This window comes from Acinetobacter sp. YH12112 (assembly GCF_013418945.1).
In the GTDB taxonomy this organism is placed as follows: domain Bacteria; phylum Pseudomonadota; class Gammaproteobacteria; order Pseudomonadales; family Moraxellaceae; genus Acinetobacter; species Acinetobacter indicus.
Window position 1 is genome coordinate 117974 of sequence record NZ_VPBA01000002.1, and the last position, 19984, is coordinate 137957.

Below are 19984 nucleotides of genomic sequence, written 5' to 3' on the forward strand. Positions count from 1 at the left end.
TATTCAAATCAGCCAAAAGTAAACAGGGTAAACAACGATTGCTTAAGCAATCGCAGTTTCTAATTCAGACTTTTTTGCCGGAGTTGCTCCCAACTCAGACTCCACCACCGCGCTGGTTTCTTTGGCAATACGGCCTTCTTCATCGGTTGGAACCACCCAGATTTGAGGACCAGTACCGTTATCGATACGACCTTCAGTACCACGTTTCAGGCTGTCATTCTTCTCTTTGCTAAAGTTAAAGCCGAAGTGTGGTAAGTAAGACAGGGTTTTTTCACGGATATAAGCCGAGTTTTCACCAATACCACCTGTGAAGAACAGGCCATCTAGACGCGGTAAGCCACAGCTTAATGCTGCTAAAGATTTCGCTAAACGGTAGCAGAATACTTCAATCGCCAGGGTTGCATCTTCATTGCCTTGTTCAGAGGCTTCAATCAGGGTGCGCATATCGTTAGAGAGGCCCGATAAACCGAGTAGACCGCTTTGGCTGTTCAGCATCTTGTCAATTTTGTAGATATCCCAACCCAGGTTGCTGGCCAGGAAAGTGTGTAAAGATGGATCTACATCACCACTACGGGTACCCATCACCAGACCTTCAAGTGGGGTAAGGCCCATAGAGGTATCTACACTTTCACCGTTCCAGATGGCACAGGTCGAGCTACCATTGCCGAGGTGCGCTGTTAACCAGCCGCCTTGTTTCAGGCTGCCGGCCAGTTCTGAACCACGTTCAGAAACATAGGCATGGCTGGTGCCGTGGAAGCCGTAACGACGTACGTTATGATCGGTGTACAGGAATTTTGGCACGGCATAACGATAAGCGTGCGCAGGCATAGTTTGGTGGAATGCCGTATCAAATACAGCAACTTGAGGTAATTCAGGGAATAAACGCATGGTCGCTTCAATGCCTACCAGGTGCGCCGGGTTATGTAACGGTGCCAGTGGGGTTGCTTCACGAATGCGTTGAATAATTTCTGGGGTTAAGCGCTCGGCTTTGGTCAAGCTGCCGCCATGTACCACACGGTGGCCAATCGCTTGAGGATTGTATTGTGACAAGCGCGATAAAATGGTTTCTAAGGCTTTTTCATGATCTGCGTGCGGAATAGAAAGTTCGAGCGGTTCACCTCCGACAGTGATCCCTTTAATACGTGCCTCGGCAGATCCTAAATTTTCAGCCAAACCAAAAATACGGTCTTCGCGACGTTCAGAAACAAGCGCGTATTTAATTGAAGAAGATCCGCAGTTAATTACTAATACAGTTGTAGACACGTTGTTTTACCCGAATTCTAATTGAAATATTTGTATCCCGTATTGATCTGCACCTGTTCCAACACGGTGCAATCTTGATCAATAACTAATTTTTATCATGGGATGGGTATCGCTTCTAGATAGACTTTAGGAGATTAGACTTAAGCACTATCGACCCTTTCGGGAATAATAACTAAAATTTATCGGTTGATAGATTTCATTTATTAATAAAATAGTAGTCATGTCCAGTCGCGTTGTTCTTCTCTTTACCATAACACGCCTTGAATCAAAGCATCTGACAGAACTGTTTGAAAATATTTCTTATTCCTTCATATTCAAGGTTTCTGATACTTCATTTCCGACCAGCGCACAATCACATAGGCAAATAGCGCCACCATGAAAAATACCAGCATCATCCAGGCCAAGCCTTGCAGGGTTTCAATTAAGGTGCGGTAAATTTCCAGAAACCAGCGTTCCTGCGTCAGTTCAATAATAATTTTCTGGTCGTTTTTGCTATAGGTGAGCGGGGTAATGTATTTTTCCATGTCATAAATCCGGATTCCGGAGGATGTTCCAACCACCATGCCGGCAAATTTGGTATATCTGGCCCAGGCTTCATGAATCGGATCATGAATAATACGCGCCAGAATACGGTTAATGGAACTGGAAAAAATACGCATCACCACAAATGACACCAGCAGTGCCAGAACAAATGTGGTCACAATTAAATAATAGAACATTGTCCACCTCTTATTCTCATTCTTAAGACAGTGTACGGTGGAATAGACAGGGAAAACAGCAGAAAAATGTTCAGCCTCCGCAAAGGCTGAACATTCATATATTTAGAGAAGTGAGTTATTGGCGAATCTGGCCATCTCCAAACACCACCCATTTTTGCGAGGTCAGACCTTCCAGACCGACTGGGCCGCGGGTGTGGATTTTATCGGTAGAAATACCAATTTCCGCCCCTAAACCATATTCAAAGCCATCGGCAAAGCGGGTAGAGGCGTTAATCATCACTGAACTGGAATCAACACGGGCCATGAACTGACGTGCCAGACTGAAGTTTTCAGTAATAATGGCATCGGTATGATGCGAGCCATATTTATTGATATGGGTAATCGCTTCATCCAGACCCGACACCACTTTAATGGCCAGAACCGGACCAAGATATTCGGTATACCAGTCGTCTTCGTTAGCCGTTTGAACGCTGTCGCCTAAAATACGCTGGGTTTCGGCGCAGCCACGGAGCTCGACCTGTTTTTCCGCATACAGCTCGGCAATGCGAGGTAAAAACTCATCTGCAATGGCTTCATCCACCAATAAGGTTTCCATGGCATTACAGACGCCATAACGATGGGTTTTGGCATTCAGGGCAATCGGTAGGGCTTTTTGCAAGTCGGCCTGTGCTTCGACAAAGACATGACAGTTACCATCCAGATGTTTAATTACCGGAATACGGGCTTCATTGGTGATGCGCTCGATTAAGCCTTTACCGCCACGTGGCACAATCACATCGACATATTCTGACATGGTAATTAACTGGCCCACAGCAGCACGATCTGGGGTATTGATGACCTGTACCGCCGTTTCTGGCAAGCCTGCGGTTTTCAGACCATGCTGAATGGCTTCGGCAATGGCTTTATTCGATTCCAGCGCTTCTGAACCGCCACGTAAAATAATGGCATTGCCTGATTTTAGCGCCAGCGAAGCTGCTTCTAAGGTCACGTTCGGACGTGATTCATAAATCATGCCGACCACGCCCAAAGGTACTCGCATTTTGCCAATCTGGATGCCCGACGGACGATAGGCCATATCGGTAATTTCACCAATTGGGTCAAGCAGGCCAATCACATCTTTCAGGCCCTGTAACATGCCTTTAAAGCGCGGGGGAGTCAGTTCTAAGCGATCAAGCAGGGCGCTATCCAGATTGTTGTTGCGACCTTTGGTCATATCAACCTGGTTGGCAGCTAAAATTGCTGTTTCACTGTTTTCAAGTGCAGTGTAAATAGCAGATAAAGCATGGTTTTTTGTTTGGGTAGAAGCACTTGCCAGAACTGCGGAAGCTTGGCGCGCTTGTTGTCCTACCGTTTGCATATATTGTTCAATAGACTCGTGCATAGCGGTTTGATCACTTAGAAATTTCTCCTCGATATTAACAGTCTAGGTCGGGACAATGAAGCAGTTTGATGGAATTTTCCGCAGGAAAGCCGGAAAAGCGCTAAACATTTTGAAATTGTTTCCTGTTTAAAAGCAGACAAGTGGTTGCAGAAGAGGTTGCGTGTCAAAACGACACCTGTATAGAATGAAACACGATGGACATTGAAGTCATACAAATAACAATGAAAGAGCAGGATGCGATTTTTGCTCAATTTTAGAAATCATCTCTTGCACAATAAAAATAAGCGCGAGAATGGAGGAAAGGAATATGAATTCCATTATCCAAATGGACTCGGAAGTCGGGCAGTCAAGTGCTCACTTTGGTTTTTTTGATCTTTACGATAAGCACAGTTTCAAACAGCCAGCGCGTACAACCTGGATTGACGGTTGGAAGATTGAATACATGGCGATTGCTCGCCCAGACACCTTGCACATGACGCCGATGGTGATTATCGGGGGCGCTTTTCAGAATTTTAACTCCTATAAATACTGTGTTGAACAACTGTTTGATGCCGGCCCGATTATTCTGATTGACTTACCTTCCATGGGCGCCAACCAGCAAATCAGCAATGTCGATACTGGCATATCTGCCGGTACGCTGGAGCTGGAAGATCTGGCAGCCATGCTCGGCCGCTGGCTGGATATCGTTGGCTTGAGTCAGGTCACGGTATTGGGCATGTCCCTTGGTTCTGTGGTGGCATCCTGTTTGGCGCATCAGCGTCCGGAACTGATAGACCGCATGATTCTGATGGGTGTCATGCAAAAGACCCGGAAAAGCTGGCGTATGCTGCTGGAAGAATCGCTGCATTTAATGAAAGAGCAGCGTATGGATGAGTTTGGTCAGGCGGTGATTTTATATCTGGTCAATCATGCCAAGCTGGAAGCGACCCGCATGTCGCCAACCGCCAAGCGGCTGTTCTTCCGGCAAATGGCCGAATTCACCGCCACCGAACAGGAACGCTATGATATCAATTGTAATCGTCTGCTGCGCCTGACTCACGTTCCTATTCCGCAGTGCAAGGTGCTGGTGGCCTGTGGTCAGTATGACAGTTTTACCTTGCCACATGAAAATGCCAATTTTGCCTTGCAATGTCCGGACATGGAATTTGCCATGATTGCCAATGCTGATCATGTGCCGCAGTTGCAGCGCCGTAAAGAAACCATGCGCCTGTTTGCCACCTTCTTAAGAGATGAACCAATTCAGTCGTTAGAAGGTATTATCCCCATGACCCGTGCCCAGCTCTTGACCATGGAGCGCCGTGGAGAAGAACGCATTGCTGTACAACAGCCATTTAGTCAGTTAACGCACCGTCATTCCGATTTAAGCTTTGCCACGGAAATTGTCGATCTGAACTTTTTTGGCGTATTGCTACGTTTTGAAGACGGAGAGGCAGAACGGGCTGCGCAGTATGAGCGTGATTTGGCCCTGACACTCCAAGATGAAGAGGGTAGTTTCCAGATTGAGTGCCTGATTTTTGAAGTGCAGGATCAGCAGATTCGCGCTTTATTAAAACATGGTAGCTTTGATATTGCCGAGCGTTTGCTGCGTTATATCCAGCGTCAAAAAGGTTGTCTGGCAGCAATTGCCTAAATTGAGGTATCTAAAAATAAAACAGCGCAAAGGCGCTGTTTTTTTATGGGCTGATGAGGCTCAGAACTCTCTTTTAGGCACTGGGCTGTTTATGGCAGGCGTGCAGCACCCAGACAATATCACCCAAATGTTCTTCAGGGGCGGGCAGGTCCGGAGTGTGGAAATAGTGCTGCGGCTGCAGAATATCGACCCGCTCAAAACCGCTGGCTTTAACAAAGTCACGGACTTCACCCGGACTTTGAAAATGAAAACTAAAGGCGCTGCGAGACATGACTTTCAGTAATTTACTGCTGGTCCATATAAAGCTGGCCAGTTTGTTTTTCACCGGTTCAGGATAAATATCACTCAAGTAATGCAGTTCCTGAAAATGTTGTCCATATTGATAAATCCCATGCAGCAGTTTGCTGAGCATCGGCTTGTCGAAATAATTGATTAAGCCTTCACTAATAATTACCAGCGGTTGCTGCGGGTCAAAATGCTGAAAAATCTGGGCAAATTCTTCACTGAAAATATCGGCACTCAAGACTTCCGGTGCCTGCTGGTCCAGTTGTTGCAAGGCGGCGGTTTTCACCTTGGCCATATCCGGTAAATCCAGCTCGCGGTAATTCAGTTCAGGATATTTCTGGCGGAAATTCCAGCTCCGTGGGGACAGGCCGCAGGCAATTTCCAGCACCTGGGTACGAGGATTGCGGGCAATCAGCTCGGTCAGTTGCTGGTCAATAATGGTGTGGCGTTCTTTCAGGGTGGTGCGCATGCTGCCACCGACATATTTTTCGGCCCAGCTTTCCAGCGGATGGACCAATTTGGCCAGAAACTTGCCTTTTGAAGTAGCAAATACCGGATGCGAGATGCCCATTTGAAACCAGATATAGCCGGTATAGTGGGCAGTAAAGGATATATGGCGATGTTCGGAAAGCGGTTGGCTCATGCAAGGTCCTCTATTCTTTTTATTTATTCGGGGGGTTGGATTTATGTATTTGCATCATAAAGAAAAAGGAACAGCTTGTCCTGTTCCTTTGTCGGTATTACTGGCCGCTGTCTTTAAAGCGGACAATACGGTCGCGTACTGCCTGCCATTCCGGGCCGAGCTCCAGTACATCACCAATTTGAATTTCTGGAATCTGGCCGCGCATACGTGCTAAACGGGCCTGATTTGGTAACGGTAAATCCTGAATGCCGTCCAGTGCCAGACAGGCGGCGGCACGGTCATTACAGACCAGTCCCATATCACAACCGGCGTTTAAGGCCGCTTGAATGCGGGCATCGGCACCACCTGCCACACAGGCGGCCTGCATGCTTAAATCATCCGAGAACAGCACGCCATCAAAATTCAGCTGTTGACGTAGCACGGTCTGAATCCAGTACGGAGAGAAACCGGCCGGGTTCGGATCGACCTGATCATAAATTACATGCGCAGGCATTAGGGCATCCAGTTGGGCTTGCAGCTGGATAAAGCTTTGCATGTCTTTTTGCTGAATCTCTGCATAAGAACGTGAATCAATCGCAGCGGCCACATGCGAATCGGCCTTGACCGAGCCATGACCGGGGAAATGCTTGCCGGTGGTGGCCATACCAGCGCGCTGCATGCCACTTAAGAAGGCGCGTGCCAGTACGATAATATCGTCCATATTGCGGGCAAAACTGCGGTCACCAATGACATCGCTGATGTCATTTAAATCCAGCACCGGGGCAAAACTGAAATCAATACCGACCGCTAATACTTCGGTGGCCATCAGCCAGCCGCACTGTTCAGCCAGCTCGACCGCCAGTTCCGGCTGCTGCTGATACAGCTCGCCAAAACGGCCCATGGCCGGCAGTAGGGTGAAACCCTGTTTTAAACGCTGCACCCGGCCGCCTTCCTGATCGACTGCAATTAAAATATCCGGACGTACCTGACGCATATGATCGGTCAGGGCGCGTACCTGCCGCGGTGATTCGATATTTCGACCAAATAAAATGACGCCACCGACTTGCGGAGCTTGTAAGAGTTGAATATCTTCTTGAGTAAGTGCTGTGCCAGCGATGTCGAGCATCAATGCGCCAATCATATCGGTTCCGGATTCAAATTTTTATCGAAAAACAATACCTGAATTCTGCAATGATTTGCTACATTTTGTCAGCACAGAATATGATAAAACTACACGACATAAACAGATTAAGTTGTTTAAGATTTTGAATCTGCTTGATTCGTCGCTAAGCAACCTTGTACTACTGGTCGAAAACCAAGGAAATACACATTATTTATGAAACTTCAAACGATAGCTTGTGCAGTTGCCGTGGCAACTGGGGGATTCTTCTTTAGTCACGCAATCAACGAAGCCATTGCTGCCAATAATACTGCTGCTGTTTCCAATACCATTGTTCCAACCCGGGAACAGGCCTTGGTGTCACGCCAGTTAGCGACCTTGGTTGACCGTCAGCATTACCTGAACCAGCGTTTAGACAGCAACACCTCCAATCGCATTTTTGATTTTTACATCGATAGTCTGGACCCGGAGCACACCTTGTTCCTGGCCGATGAAGTCGAACAGTACAAGAAAAAATATGGCGCCAATTTTGGAGCCGCCTTAAAAGCCGGTGATTTATCGGGCCCGTATCAGATTCATGCGCATTATCGTGAACGCATGCAGGCCTTCTATCAGTTTATGCTGGCCGAGCTGAAAAAACCGCAGAATTTAAAACAGCCGAATGTCACCATTGAGCTGGATCGTGAAAAAGCGCCGTTCTTTAAGACCCAGGCCGAGCAGCGTGCCCACTGGCAAAAAATGCTGGTGTCCCAGCTGATTAACCTGACCATCAGCAAAGAAGAAGAGCAGGCCAAACAAAAAGCCCTCAAGGAAAATCCAGAACTGGCCAATGGGCAAGATTTATCCGGCCCGGAAGATATGACGCCGGTGGAAACCCTGACCAAGCGTTATACTCGTCAGCTGGAACGCATGAGCCGTCTGAAAAGCGACGATGTGCTGGACAAAACCTTAAATGCGATGATGCTGACCTATGATCCGCACAGCAACTATTTCCCGCCTGTTGATGCAATGGAGCTGAACCGTCAGACCACCTTGCAGCTGGAAGGGATTGGGGTGTCGATTCGTCCGGATCGCAGCAATGAAGATTACACCAAGATTGAAACCATTGTTGAAGGCGGACCGGCGAGTAAATCTGGTCAGGTCAAATCTGGCGACCGGATTATTGGTGTCGGTCAGGATGGCGAGAAAATTGTGGATGTGATTGGCTGGCCAAGCAATGAAGTGGTCGGTCTGATTCGCGGTAAACGTGGCACCAAAGTGACCTTGCGTTTACTCGGTCCGGGTGCCTCGATGAGTCAGGCACGTACCGTGACGTTGGTCCGTGACATTATTCAGGAAGAAGATGCCGGGGTGCGTAACCGAACCGTGCAAATTCAACGTGATGGCAAAACCTATACCTATGGCGTGATTGAAATTCCATCATTTTATCTGAACTATCGGGCGCGCCGTGCCGGGGTGGAATACCGTTCGGTATCGGAAGACACCAACAATGCCTTGAAAACGCTGGCTGCCAAAAATGTCGACGGGATTATTGTCGATTTACGCAATAACCCGGGCGGCTCACTTGAAGAGGTGGCACGTATGCTGGGTCAGGTGATTAAATCGGGTCCGGTAGTACAAATCCGTGATGGCAATGGCAACGTGAGCGTGTTTGAAGACAATGATGGCGGTGAACAGACCTATGCTGGCCCGCTAGCAGTCCTGATTAACCTGGCCTCGGCTTCTGCCAGCGAGATTTATTCAGCCGCGATTCAGGATTATGAGCGCGGTATTGTGATTGGTAGCACAACCACCGGTAAAGGGACAGCACAGGTACAATTGGACACTCTGGCCTATGGTCAGGCCACGCTTACCCAGCGTAAGTTCTACCGGATTACCGGCGGCAGTACCCAGAACAAAGGGGTGATTCCGGACATTAAACTGGTAGATATCTACAATGAAGAATTTGGTGAGCGTAAGGCCAAGAATGCGCTGAAGTGGGACACCATTGCCACCGCACCATTTAAACGTGAGGGTGTGGTGCAGTCTTATGTGCCGCAACTGGCCAAATCTTCGCAGACCCGGGTCAGTATTGATCCGCAGTTCAAGTATCTGACTGAGCGTAAAAATATTGCCAAACAGGCAGAAGAGCGCAAAACGGCGGTGCTGGATTTAGATCAGCGCCGTGCCGAGCTGATTGAGCTGGAGCGTAAAACCTTAGCCGCTGAAAACGTACGTCGTCAGGCGACCGGTTTGGCGCCGTATCCAAACTGGGAAAGCTATCAGGCCTCACTGGAAGCGCAAGCCGAGTCACGGGCCAAAATGAAAGCCAACCAGCGTCCACCACTGCCGGAAGAAGAAGTCTTTGTGAGCGAAGCGGCCAATGTGTTACTGGATTATAGTCAGTTACAATCAGGCACAGCCAAATAAGACCTTGGATGTGAGAAAAAGGCCGGTAGATGTACTGGCCTTTTTTGATGCTTTTGAGTTGAATAACTCAAGATCCAGATGAGCCGGCAAATCAACATGAAAAATGACGGTTTTCAGGGCGGAAAAACCGCATTTAGGCTTGACCTCAATGCGATAGTATAAGATTCTAGTTTGAGTTTTAATTCCTTGTTTTATCTTTATCTTTTAAAGCGGCAAATTCATGAGTATTTAGCGTTGAGTATAGTAACAACAAAAAAATAACCTATACGGAAGCTTTTTATGGTTCATATTCACTATGACTTTAGCCTGGTGGTAGGTTCAATTGCGGTTGCAATTCTGGCCAGTTATCTGGCTATTTCAACCCAGCAGTTCCTGCTCGGGGGAATCCGCCAGAAATCTGAAAAAGCCATGCTCTTGCTCAGTGGCCTATGCCTTGGCGTTGCTATTTGGGGCATGCATTTTGTCGGGATGCTGGCTTGCCAGTTACCAGCCAATTACGCGTTTAATCTGCCGCTAACCATTTTTTCTGGCGTTATTGCCTTTATTGCTTCCACCTTTGCCATCTGGCTGACCACCAAACCCACCCTGCCTTTTGCCCGTCTGGTGATTGGGGCAGTGTTAATGGGGCTCGGAATTTCCGGCATGCACTATACCGGTATGCTGGGCATGGTCGTAGAGAATCACCGGACCTATTATGATCCGCTACTGGTGGTGTTTTCGGTGCTCATTGCCATTAGTGGTTCCGGCCTGACCTTCTGGCTGGCGTTTCGTTTTAAAAATACCTTGCTTTACTATCGTCACTATAAGGTGATGATTGCCATTATGATGTCGCTGGCCATTGTCGGAATGCATTATACCGGCATGGCTTCGGTTTCTTACTATCCGATTGATACAGAACGTCTGGATGCGATCTATAAAACCGGTAATGGCATCTTGCTGTTTACCGTGATTTTTGTGACCAGTCTGGTGATGGTTGCCGCCTTTAGTGTGGCCGTGCTGGAGCAGCGTCTGGAAGAACGTAACCGCCAGCTGTCGCTGGTTAACCGTGAGCTGGCCAATCAGGCGGTGCAGGACAATCTGACCAAATTACCGAACCGTTTATATCTGGCTGAATATGCGCATTTGCTGTTTAGCGCCCAGCGCATCAATCAGCAGAATGTCGCGTTTTTATATATTGATCTGGACCGTTTTAAGGCGGTGAATGATGTATTTGGCCATCATGTTGGTGATCAGTTGCTGATTCAGCTGACCACACGACTGCATCAGCAGCTGAAATCGCAGGAAAAATTATTAAGAATTGGCGGTGATGAGTTCTTGCTGGTGTTGGAGCAGGCCACGGTTGAGGATGCGATTCAGGCGGCAGAAAATGTGCTGCACAGTGTACAGGAGAGTTTCCTGATTGCCGGCAAGAGTATTAATATTTCGGCCAGTATTGGTATTGCCATGTACCCGGAGCACGGCAACAACCTGCAAGATGTACTGATGAATGCCGATGCCGCCATGCTGACTTCAAAATATCAGGGCCGTAACACTTATTCGGTGTTTAATTACAGCATTGACCAGCAGGAAACCAAAAGCCAGACCAAGCTGCTGAATGATTTATATAAAGCTGTCGATGAACAGCAGTTTATTCTATTTTACCAGCCCAAATTTACCACCAGCACCCGGCGGATTTGTGGCGTCGAAGCATTAATTCGCTGGATGCATCCGGTGCATGGTCTGTTGACCCCGAATATGTTTATTAAAGGTGCGGAGAAGTCCGGCCTGATTATCCAGATGGGCTATTGGGCCCTCGAGCAGGCCTGCAAACAGATTCAGCAATGGGAACAGCAGGGACTGAAACTGTTTCCATTAGCAGTCAATCTGTCGGCGGTACAGTTCGAACATAAACATCTGTTTAGCACCTTAGAAAACTTATTCCGCCGTTATGCGATTGACCCGAGTCATCTCATGATTGAAATTACCGAAACCACTGCCATGCATCATGTGGAATCGAGTATTCGTAGTTTTAGACGCTTAAGAGAAATGGGCGTAAAACTGGCGATTGATGATTTTGGCACGGGCCATTCCAGTTTCCTGTATTTAAAAGATCTGCCGGTGGATGAGCTAAAAATTGACCGTGCGTTTATTAAAGACCTGTATCGCGATTCCAAAGAAGAAATGATTCTGGAAAGTATTATCCAGCTGGCGACCAAACTGGGATTGACGGTTACCGCAGAAGGGGTGGAAACGCCATTACAGGCCGAAATTCTGGCGCGTTTGGGTTGTCAGCAATTACAAGGTTATTTGCTGTCGATGCCGGTTGAGGTCAAGCGTTTGGAAGACTTGCCGCAAGTATAAAATGAAATTATCGGGTCTGATTAAGGTACTGTTTTTAGATAGCCAGATGTTTCAAAAATCACGGTCGATGTTGCAAGAAAAAAATGGTTTGAAAATGGATGCTAGATGACATCCATTTACCCCACATATTAAAAACGATAACGAAGCGCGAGCTGTGCATTCAGTGGGTCGCCCATCATATTGGAATCGTTTCCTTCACCATGTCCTGAGATAAAATAATCACGGTCAAACAGGCTGTTCAGATTCAGCGCTACATCATACTGCGCGGTCTGATAACCCAGCGCGGCATTGAAAACCGCATAGCCCGGCAAGACATTTTTATTGTCCGGCGCACTGAAGCGGGAGGATTCTGCCCGGCCACCCACTGCAGCAAACCAGTTTTTATCCAGTTGATACTTTAACCAGAGATTGGCGCTGTTTTTGGGCGTTAATGCGGCCTGTTTACCGGCCAGACCGATGGTCGATTTTTCAATTTTTCCATCCATATAGGCATAACCCGCCAACAGGGATAATTGATCGCTGAGCTGACCGGTCAAGGACACTTCAACGCCTTGCGTGCTTTGTTCCCCAGCCAGCATCGCCAGCGGCGGATTACTGTCCGGAATTTTATTTTGGATATTGCTCTGCGTCATTTCAAATACGGCCAGGGTCATATTCAGCCGATCATTGATGTCCCATTTGGTCCCGACTTCCAGGTTTCTGGTTTTGGTCGGTTTCAGGTCGGCACTGTTGCTATAAAACACGAATGAATCTGCAAGTGGCTGAAACGACTGATTATAGGCGGCATATAAGGATAAATTTTTGGTCGGTTGATAGACCACGCCCAGGCGAGGGGAGAGGGTCTGGTCATCGCGCTGGATGCTGCTGTTATTTTTCTGATCATGCCTGTATTGGGAAAGATGATCATAACGTACCCCGGCCAAAACCTTGAGCTGTTCATTCAGGCTGATCAGGTCTTGTACATAGACAGCATAATTTTCAAATTTGCTGGCGGTATTGACTCTTGGAGTGACAGAGGTATCGACCGGTGACCAGTGCGGCAAGACCGGATCATACAAATCGGCCGTGGCTTTTGACCCTAACCAGAATATCTCATCTTTATGCTGCTGGCTGTATTCAGTGCCGATTAAGGTATCGTGTTTGATTTGACCAGTATGAAAGACGCCAGATAATTCATTCTGCAAGAAGATGCCATCTTCATCGCGCATGCGTTTAATCTGGCTGAGCGTGATCTGATCTGCTGCTGGACTGGCGTTGCCGTATTCCCGGTCTAAGGTATAATTCTAATGCCGGGCGACATCGCGATATTTCAGCTGATCATTGAACTGATGTTCTAGCGTAATCGTTTGGCTGGATACTTCAGTATCGACATTGCCTACATCCTTTGCGTTGGAGGCACCATAGAATATTTTTGGATTGGTACGTACCGGTCAGCGGGTCCATGGGAAAGCCTTGGTCGGCCAAACGGTCATCGTGCAGATAATCGGCTTGCAAGAGCAGAGTGGTTCGATCTGAAATATCCCATTGTACAGACGGTGCTACAGTTTCCCGATTGACGAAACTCTGATTGTGATAGCCATCTGAGTGTTCGACCGCACCGGTCAGGCGGACTTTGAGCTGGTCATTGAGAGCATCGGCAAAATCAAGTTTGGCACGTTTTTGCCCCAGGCTGCTGCCGATCAGGCTGATTTCATGCAGTGCTTCATCCAGAGGCTTTTTATTGATCCGGTTGATCAGGCCGCCTGCTGAACCTCGGCCATATAACACCGACCCGGGCCCTTTTAGCACTTCCACCCGTTCTACATTCGACAGATCACGATAATACAGCGCGTCATCGCGTACCCCATCGACATACTGATCGGAAATGGCTGAAAAGCCGCGAATCATGACCTGATCACGCTGGCCATCTCCGACACTAAAACTTAAACCGGTCACATTCTGCAATGCGCCTTGCAGGGAGGTCACATTCTGTTCTTTTAAGACTTGTTGCGGAACCACATTCACAATTTGAGGAATATCTTTCAGTTGTGCCATACCTTTGCTGGTGGTGGAGGCTTGCTCTACTTGTGTTTTCAGGCTAAGGCTTGCCTGTGCCGAAGAGTTGAGTGTGGGTAAAGTCACAGCACTGGCTGTTTCGTTGGCATAGGCTTGCGCTGTCATCAAGCCGATTGAAGACAGCAAAAAAAGAGAAGATTTCATAACACGCTCTGGATGGACCCTGAAAAAAAGTGCATGCAGTGTGGGGAATAAATAGCCTGCCGTAAATGATATTGAATATCACTCTCTATTGATGGTAATTATTATTTAATTGGCTTTAATGAGATATTTAAATCAAAAATATCCGCAGAGAGGATGCTGATTTTTCCTGATTTTTCCAAATGATAAAGAAATATGGTGAGTTCTGTTCTGCGGTGAAAAGGCTAAGTATTTTAAAGTGAAACAGATGCGGGGATTGTTTGTTTTTATCGCAAAGTCGCGATCTCCAGATACTTTTATTTTCCACTTAAAATTTAAACCGATTCCGGCCCAAGTGCTCTAATGATTGTTGGCTGAAATCTGCTACAATTGCGCCAATTTTAAGTTATCCCTTCACGGCTTGGATTTACATGAAAATGTGTGTCGCAAACTGTGTATATATTGAAGATTTCCCTTATGTTTAAAGATCAACTCGCGAAAGAAGTCGCGGCGCGCAGGACCTTTGCGATTATTTCCCACCCCGATGCCGGTAAAACCACCATGACAGAAAAACTGCTGTTATGGGGGCAGGCGATTCAGGTGGCGGGGATGGTGAAAAGTCGTAAATCGGATCGGGCGGCGACCTCGGACTGGATGGAAATGGAAAAAGAGCGTGGGATTTCGATTACCACCTCGGTCATGCAGTTCCCGTATAAAGACAAGATGATCAACCTGCTCGATACCCCGGGGCACGAAGACTTCTCGGAAGATACCTACCGGACCTTAACCGCGGTAGACTCGGCACTTATGGTGATTGACGGGGCCAAAGGTGTCGAAGACCGGACCATCAAACTGATGGAGGTGTGTCGTATGCGTGACACGCCAATTATCTCTTTCGTCAACAAAATGGACCGTGAAATCCGTGAGCCTTTAGAGCTGCTGGATGAAATTGAAAACGTCCTGAAAATTAAATGTGTACCGATTACCTGGCCGCTGGGCACCGGGCGTGATTTTGCTGGCGTGTTTAACCTGCTGGAAGAAAAATTTTACGTGTATAAAGCCGGTTTTGGTTCAACCATTCCTGAAATTGAAGTGCGTGATGGCTATGACCATGCTGACCTGCGTGAAAAAGTCGGTGAACTGGCCTGGGCGGCATTTGAAGAATCTTTAGAACTGGTGCAAATGGCCAATGAACCGCTGGATCGTGCAGAGTTCCTGGCGGGTCGTCAAACCCCGGTACTGTTTGGAACTGCACTGGGTAACTTCGGGGTTGACCATGTCCTGAATGCTTTTAGCGACTATGCACCACCACCAAAAGCGCATCCGACTCAGGACCGTGTGGTCGAAGCGACTGAAGAAGGTTTCACGGGCTTTGTCTTTAAAATCCAAGCCAATATGGACCCGAAACACCGTGACCGGATTGCCTTTATGCGGATCTGCTCAGGCAAATATGAAAAAGGCCTGAAGATGAAGCATGTGCGTATTGGTAAAGACGTGCGTATTTCCGATGCTTTAACCTTCCTGGCTGGTGACCGTCAGCACCTGGAAGAAGCATGGCCGGGCGATATTATTGGTCTGCACAACCACGGTACCATCCAGATTGGTGATACCTTCACCTCAGGTGAAAACCTGCAGTTTACCGGTATTCCGCACTTCGCACCGGAAATGTTCCGCCGTGTACGTTTAAAAGATCCGCTAAAATCGAAGCAGCTGCAAAAAGGCTTAAAAGAGCTGTCGGAAGAAGGTGCGACCCAGGTATTTATGCCGCAAAACAGCAATGACCTGATCGTGGGTGCGGTCGGTGTGCTGCAGTTTGAAGTAGTGGCCTATCGTCTGAAAGAAGAATACAAGGTCGATTGTATTTATGAGCCGGTCAGCATCAATACGGTACGCTGGGTGTCTTGTGAAGATGAGAAGAAATTCAACGAGTTCAAGAAAAAAGCCCATGACCAGTTATCGGTTGATGGTGGCGGTCATCTGACCTATCTGGCGCCAAGCCGCGTCAACTTGCAGTTGATGCAGGAGCGTTATCCGGACATCGTGTTCCGTAACACCCGCGAACACTAAAGGGTTATCGCCGTTAAAACAGCTTCTTCGTGAAGCTGTTTTTCTAGGATGAGGAAAATTTCAGGAAGAGAGATCAACAATGCAAACAAAAATCAGTTTTATTGCTTGTGCCGTGCTGGCACTGTCTTTGGGTGGCTGCGACTCATCTTCCCAGAAAAACGAATCGGCTGAAGATGCACGTCCTGAAAAAAATATCTTCCAGCAGGAAAAGGCTGAGGTGCTGCCATTCCTGCAGATTAAGCAGCAGCCGGCAGAGATTGCTTTGCCATTTTGTGAAAAGAAAAACTGTATTGATCTGGATATTCAAACCATTCAGACGCAGGATCCATGGCTGAACCAGTGGATTGCCAAAAGTCAGGCCAAGGTGATTCAGGACCAGATCGGGCTGAAACAGGACATGAGCCTGCAGCAGGCAGTGAATGCCTATGTGAAAAAATCTGATGCCTGGCAGGCCGAGTTTGCCAAAAATCCGGCCTATGAACTGGCGCTGTATACCCGGCTGGCCTATCAGCGTAACCAGTATGTGTTATTGCAGATAGGGGTGGATAGTCATCAGGAAACGGTAAAAGTTAAAGAGCGTTATTATTTTTTCGTGGCTGATCGTCAACAGCAGCAGGCTTTAACCGCACTGGATATTATTCAGCCCGAGCAGCAAACCGCGATGCATGCAATCGTGCAGCAGGCCTATCAGCAATGGCTGAAAGAACAGAGTACAGAGGTGCAAAATACCGCACCGAAAACCTTATATTGGGGACAGGCCGACTGGTTCTTTGATCATGAAGGTATGGGGCTGCATTATCGCACCCATGAAATTGTGAAAGATGGAACACAGCTTGATATTTACTTAACGAAAGCACAAACTCAACAAGTTGTAAAAGCTGAAATTTATTCGCGCATGTTTTAATAATCAGAACATCCGCTTTGAATCTGAGATGCACAAAAGGCAATAAAGGTTATTCAATGTTAAAGCAAAAAACAGCATGGGTGATGAGTGTCTTGGCTGTGTCCATGGCATTGACCGCATGTCAGCCCAAAAATAATGAACCGAAACAGGAACAGCAGGCGCAGGCCCCAGAAGTTGAACAGCAGGCGCTAAAACTGATTGGTGAGCCGGAAAAGCTGCAGCTGAACTTGCCGGAATGTGAAGGCAAGAACTGCCCGGAGCTTTCTGTTGAGCGTTTGCAGAGTAACCAGCCTTTTGTTGATGAGCAGATTGATCAGTACATTCTTAAAGAACTGAACCAGACCCTAGAAATTGCTCCGGCAGATAAACCTCTGAATGTTGAAGCACCAGCCTCTGCGGCAGAGCCAGCTTCCTCGGCACAGGCACTGACGCAAATTCCAACGCCAAAACAGAAACTGGAACAGCAGGTGCAGCCCTTTATTGCGGCCTTCTTAAGTCTGGATCAGGAAATCAAGGCGCTGAGTGCCAATCATCAGATTAGCCTGATGATTAAACCAAAAATTTTAAATTCGGAAGGGCCACTGGCCACCGTGGTGGTAAATAGCAGCAGCTATCTGGGCGGTGCACATGGCGCTACTGCACAAACCTATTTTAATTTTGACCTGGAGCAGAAAAAGCAGGTCAAACTGGTTGACATCTTGCAGCCGCAGCAACGAGCTGCATTGGAAGCTGCCGCCTATGACGCCTTTAAACAATGGGTGGTAGACAGCAAACTGGCCAATAATGTTGCCGAATATGAGCAGGCCTGGAAATTCAAGCTGTCGGATAATTTCTATCTGGGGCAGCAAGGCCTGATTCTGCAATATGCCGAATATGAAATTGGACCGTATGTGGTCGGTTTGCCACGGCTGATGATTCCTTATGCAGAGCTACAGCAGGTATTGAAAAAACCGTATTTGCCGGCACCTGAAGCGCCAGCCAGCGAAGCCACTACAGCAGCTGCGTCCAGCACTGACGCGAAAACCATCTAATGGCATTGGCACTGTTTGATACCCATACCCACTTTGATGTGGCGGATTTTGATGCCGATCGGGAGCAACTGGCCTATCAGGCGAAGCAGGCGGGTGTCGAACAGCTGATTCTAATTGGCTTTGTGCAGTCGCGTTTTCAGCAGTTGCTGGATACTCATCAATGGTTGAACCGGTTAAGCCAAGCGCCGCGAAGCCATCTGGCACCGGGATTACATCCGTTTTATATCGAGCAGCATCAGCCGCAACATCTGCTGGATTTAGAACAGTTATTGCGTGAACAGGACTGCGTTGCGGTTGGTGAAATTGGCCTGGATACCTTTTTAAAGCAGCATAAACAGCCCGAGCTGTATCAGAAACAGCAAAAGTATTTTACCGCCCAGCTGGAGCTGGCACACCAGTTTCAGCGTCCGGTATTGCTACATATTCGTAAATCCCATGCCGATGTGCTGGCGCTGCTAAAACAGCAGAATTTTAGCTATGGCGGAATTGCCCATGCCTTTAGTGGCGGTGTTGAAGAAGCCAAAGCCTTTATCAAACTGGGTTTTAAAATTGGCGTGACCGGACAAATTACCAATCCGAATGCCAAGAAACTGCATCGGGTGGTGCAGGAATTAGGCCCAGAACATCTGGTGCTTGAAACCGATTGTCCGGATATGACACCGCTGTGCTGCCAGTCCTCGACCGAGCAGCGCACCCGCAATACGCCGGCCAATTTGCCTTATGTACTTGAAGGGCTGGCGCAAAGCCTGCAGATGGAGCAGACAGCACTGGCTGAGATGATCTGGCAGAATTCGTTACAGGCTTTACATCTGGCCTAAAATTTAAATCTCTCGCTGCTGTTGCGCCGTGCAAAAATCCTCCAATCTCACACGCCATGTGAAAAAACCGTTAAAATAAGCCCTCCTGTATAAGATTTGATTGTGCAATGACTGAACTGCTCCAAGATGATGAATATGACCGCCGTTTTGCCGGTGTTGCCAAAATTTATGGTGAGGACAGCTTTCAGTATTATGCCAACAGTCATGTCATGGTGATTGGTATCGGCGGGGTCGGTTCCTGGGCGGTTGAAGCCTTGGCACGAACTGGTATTGGTGAGCTGACCCTGGTGGATATGGATGTGGTGGCCGCTTCCAACATCAACCGGCAATTACCGGCCATGAGCAGCACTTTGGGCCATGAAAAAATTGAAATTATGGCCGAGCGTTGCCGTGCTATTAATCCACGCATCAAGATCAACCTGATTGATGATTACCTGACCCCGGACAATGTCAAAGACCTGCTGGCGCATACGCCCGATGTGGTGCTGGACTGTATTGATGATGTCAAAGCCAAGCTGGCGCTGATGCTGTATTGCCGCTTTAATAAAGTGCCGCTGATTGTGTCCGGCGGTGCCGGCGGTAAACTCGATCCGCTGAAAATTCGTGTGGCTGATTTATCTAAAACCGAACAGGACCCGATGCTGGCCAAATTGCGTGCCCAGTTGCGTAGCAAAGGCATCTGTAAAAAGCCGAAAGAGAAGTTCGGGATTACCTGCATCTATTCAATTGATAATCCGTTTTCCAGTGCTGATGTCTGTGCCAGTGCCGGGCTGCGCTGTGGTGGCTATGGTTCGGCGGTAGTGGTTACTTCCAGTTTTGCGATGGTGGCCGTGGCCGAAGTTCTGAAAAAACTCGATCAGCTAAAAGCCAAACAGGCATAATCCGGTTACGATCTGATTCTAAAAAAAGCCCTCAATTGAGTAATGCCAGTCAGTTAAGCAAATATTAGAAAAATGTAGTAAAAATGAGTGTATGTAAATACGCTCATTTTTTTATGTCTTTATCTGAACATTTAGAATCCACTCTTGAACATTCTCTCCCATCACTCAACCATTTTTGTGAACTTATTGATTTAAATTGGATTGAAACAAGCCTGCATCAAACAGGTAAGGCATCGATCAGAAGGAGAAAATTACCTGCTGAGCACGTGGTTTGGCTTGTTCTTGGGCTTGCCTTGTTTCGCAATCAACCCATCAGCTATGTGGTAGAACAATTAAAAC

At 47.7% G+C, this 19984-nt stretch carries 14 protein-coding genes and 1 pseudogene; 9 read left to right on the top strand and 6 right to left on the bottom strand.

Features of this window, described 5'->3' with window-relative positions; genetic code table 11:
• Window positions 1-42: 42 nt before the first annotated feature.
• The 3 genes from FTU50_RS01325 to FTU50_RS01335 form a co-directional block, all read right to left on the bottom strand.
• Window positions 43-1263 (bottom strand): acetate/propionate family kinase, encoded by a 1221-nt coding sequence (locus FTU50_RS01325; protein WP_075167436.1) that lies wholly within the window; start codon window positions 1261-1263, stop codon window positions 43-45.
• Window positions 1264-1577: 314 nt separating this feature from the next.
• Entirely contained in the window at window positions 1578-1982 is a 405-nt protein-coding gene (locus FTU50_RS01330; RefSeq protein WP_104489087.1) for a hypothetical protein, read from the bottom strand.
• Between the two features lie 115 nt (window positions 1983-2097).
• Entirely contained in the window at window positions 2098-3363 is a 1266-nt protein-coding gene (locus FTU50_RS01335; RefSeq protein WP_180062611.1) for a glutamate-5-semialdehyde dehydrogenase, read from the bottom strand.
• Window positions 3364-3670: 307 nt separating this feature from the next.
• Between FTU50_RS01335 and FTU50_RS01340 the strand changes: the two genes are divergently transcribed.
• Window positions 3671-4993 carry an alpha/beta fold hydrolase gene (locus FTU50_RS01340; RefSeq protein ID WP_180062612.1) on the top strand — a complete coding sequence of 441 codons (1323 nt, stop codon included), beginning with the start codon at window positions 3671-3673 and terminating at the stop codon, window positions 4991-4993.
• 73 nt (window positions 4994-5066) lie between these two features.
• Here the strand turns inward: FTU50_RS01340 and FTU50_RS01345 are convergent, their stop codons facing one another.
• Window positions 5067-5921: a class I SAM-dependent methyltransferase gene (locus tag FTU50_RS01345; protein WP_180046686.1), complete on the bottom strand. Its 855-nt coding sequence runs from the start codon at window positions 5919-5921 to the stop codon at window positions 5067-5069.
• A 97-nt stretch (window positions 5922-6018) separates the two neighbouring features.
• Window positions 6019-7041 carry a beta-N-acetylhexosaminidase gene (gene nagZ, locus FTU50_RS01350; RefSeq protein WP_016658574.1) on the bottom strand — a complete coding sequence of 341 codons (1023 nt, stop codon included), beginning with the start codon at window positions 7039-7041 and terminating at the stop codon, window positions 6019-6021.
• Window positions 7042-7236: 195 nt separating this feature from the next.
• On the opposite strand from nagZ, the gene FTU50_RS01355 reads away from it, so the two are divergent.
• A complete protein-coding gene (locus FTU50_RS01355; protein WP_016658575.1) occupies window positions 7237-9429 on the top strand; it encodes a carboxy terminal-processing peptidase in 2193 nt (730 codons plus the stop codon).
• A 279-nt stretch (window positions 9430-9708) separates the two neighbouring features.
• Window positions 9709-11769 (top strand): bifunctional diguanylate cyclase/phosphodiesterase, encoded by a 2061-nt coding sequence (locus FTU50_RS01360; RefSeq protein ID WP_163145422.1) that lies wholly within the window; start codon window positions 9709-9711, stop codon window positions 11767-11769.
• A 128-nt stretch (window positions 11770-11897) separates the two neighbouring features.
• On the opposite strand, the pseudogene FTU50_RS01365 reads toward FTU50_RS01360, so the two are convergent.
• A pseudogene (locus tag FTU50_RS01365) lies at window positions 11898-13968 on the bottom strand (TonB-dependent receptor).
• Between the two features lie 453 nt (window positions 13969-14421).
• Here FTU50_RS01365 and FTU50_RS01370 point away from each other — a divergent pair.
• From FTU50_RS01370 to FTU50_RS01395, 6 genes are all read left to right on the top strand, one after another.
• A complete protein-coding gene (locus FTU50_RS01370; protein ID WP_005180132.1) occupies window positions 14422-16011 on the top strand; it encodes a peptide chain release factor 3 in 1590 nt (529 codons plus the stop codon).
• Between the two features lie 79 nt (window positions 16012-16090).
• Window positions 16091-16915, top strand: coding sequence for a hypothetical protein (locus FTU50_RS01375; protein ID WP_171431664.1), 825 nt, complete (start codon window positions 16091-16093; stop codon window positions 16913-16915).
• A gap of 56 nt (window positions 16916-16971) precedes the next feature.
• Window positions 16972-17946: an RsiV family protein gene (locus tag FTU50_RS01380; RefSeq protein ID WP_180046688.1), complete on the top strand. Its 975-nt coding sequence runs from the start codon at window positions 16972-16974 to the stop codon at window positions 17944-17946.
• Complete coding sequence (locus FTU50_RS01385; protein WP_180046689.1) at window positions 17946-18764, top strand: TatD family hydrolase; 819 nt, start codon at window positions 17946-17948, stop codon at window positions 18762-18764. Before FTU50_RS01380 ends, FTU50_RS01385 begins: the two co-directional genes overlap by 1 nt.
• Window positions 18765-18871: 107 nt before the next feature.
• On the top strand, window positions 18872-19645 hold the full coding sequence (locus FTU50_RS01390; protein WP_005180122.1) for a ThiF family adenylyltransferase: 774 nt from the start codon (window positions 18872-18874) through the stop codon (window positions 19643-19645).
• A 113-nt stretch (window positions 19646-19758) separates the two neighbouring features.
• Window positions 19759-19984: transposase domain-containing protein (locus FTU50_RS01395; RefSeq protein WP_171260944.1), on the top strand; the 226-nt coding region annotated here is incomplete at its 3' end.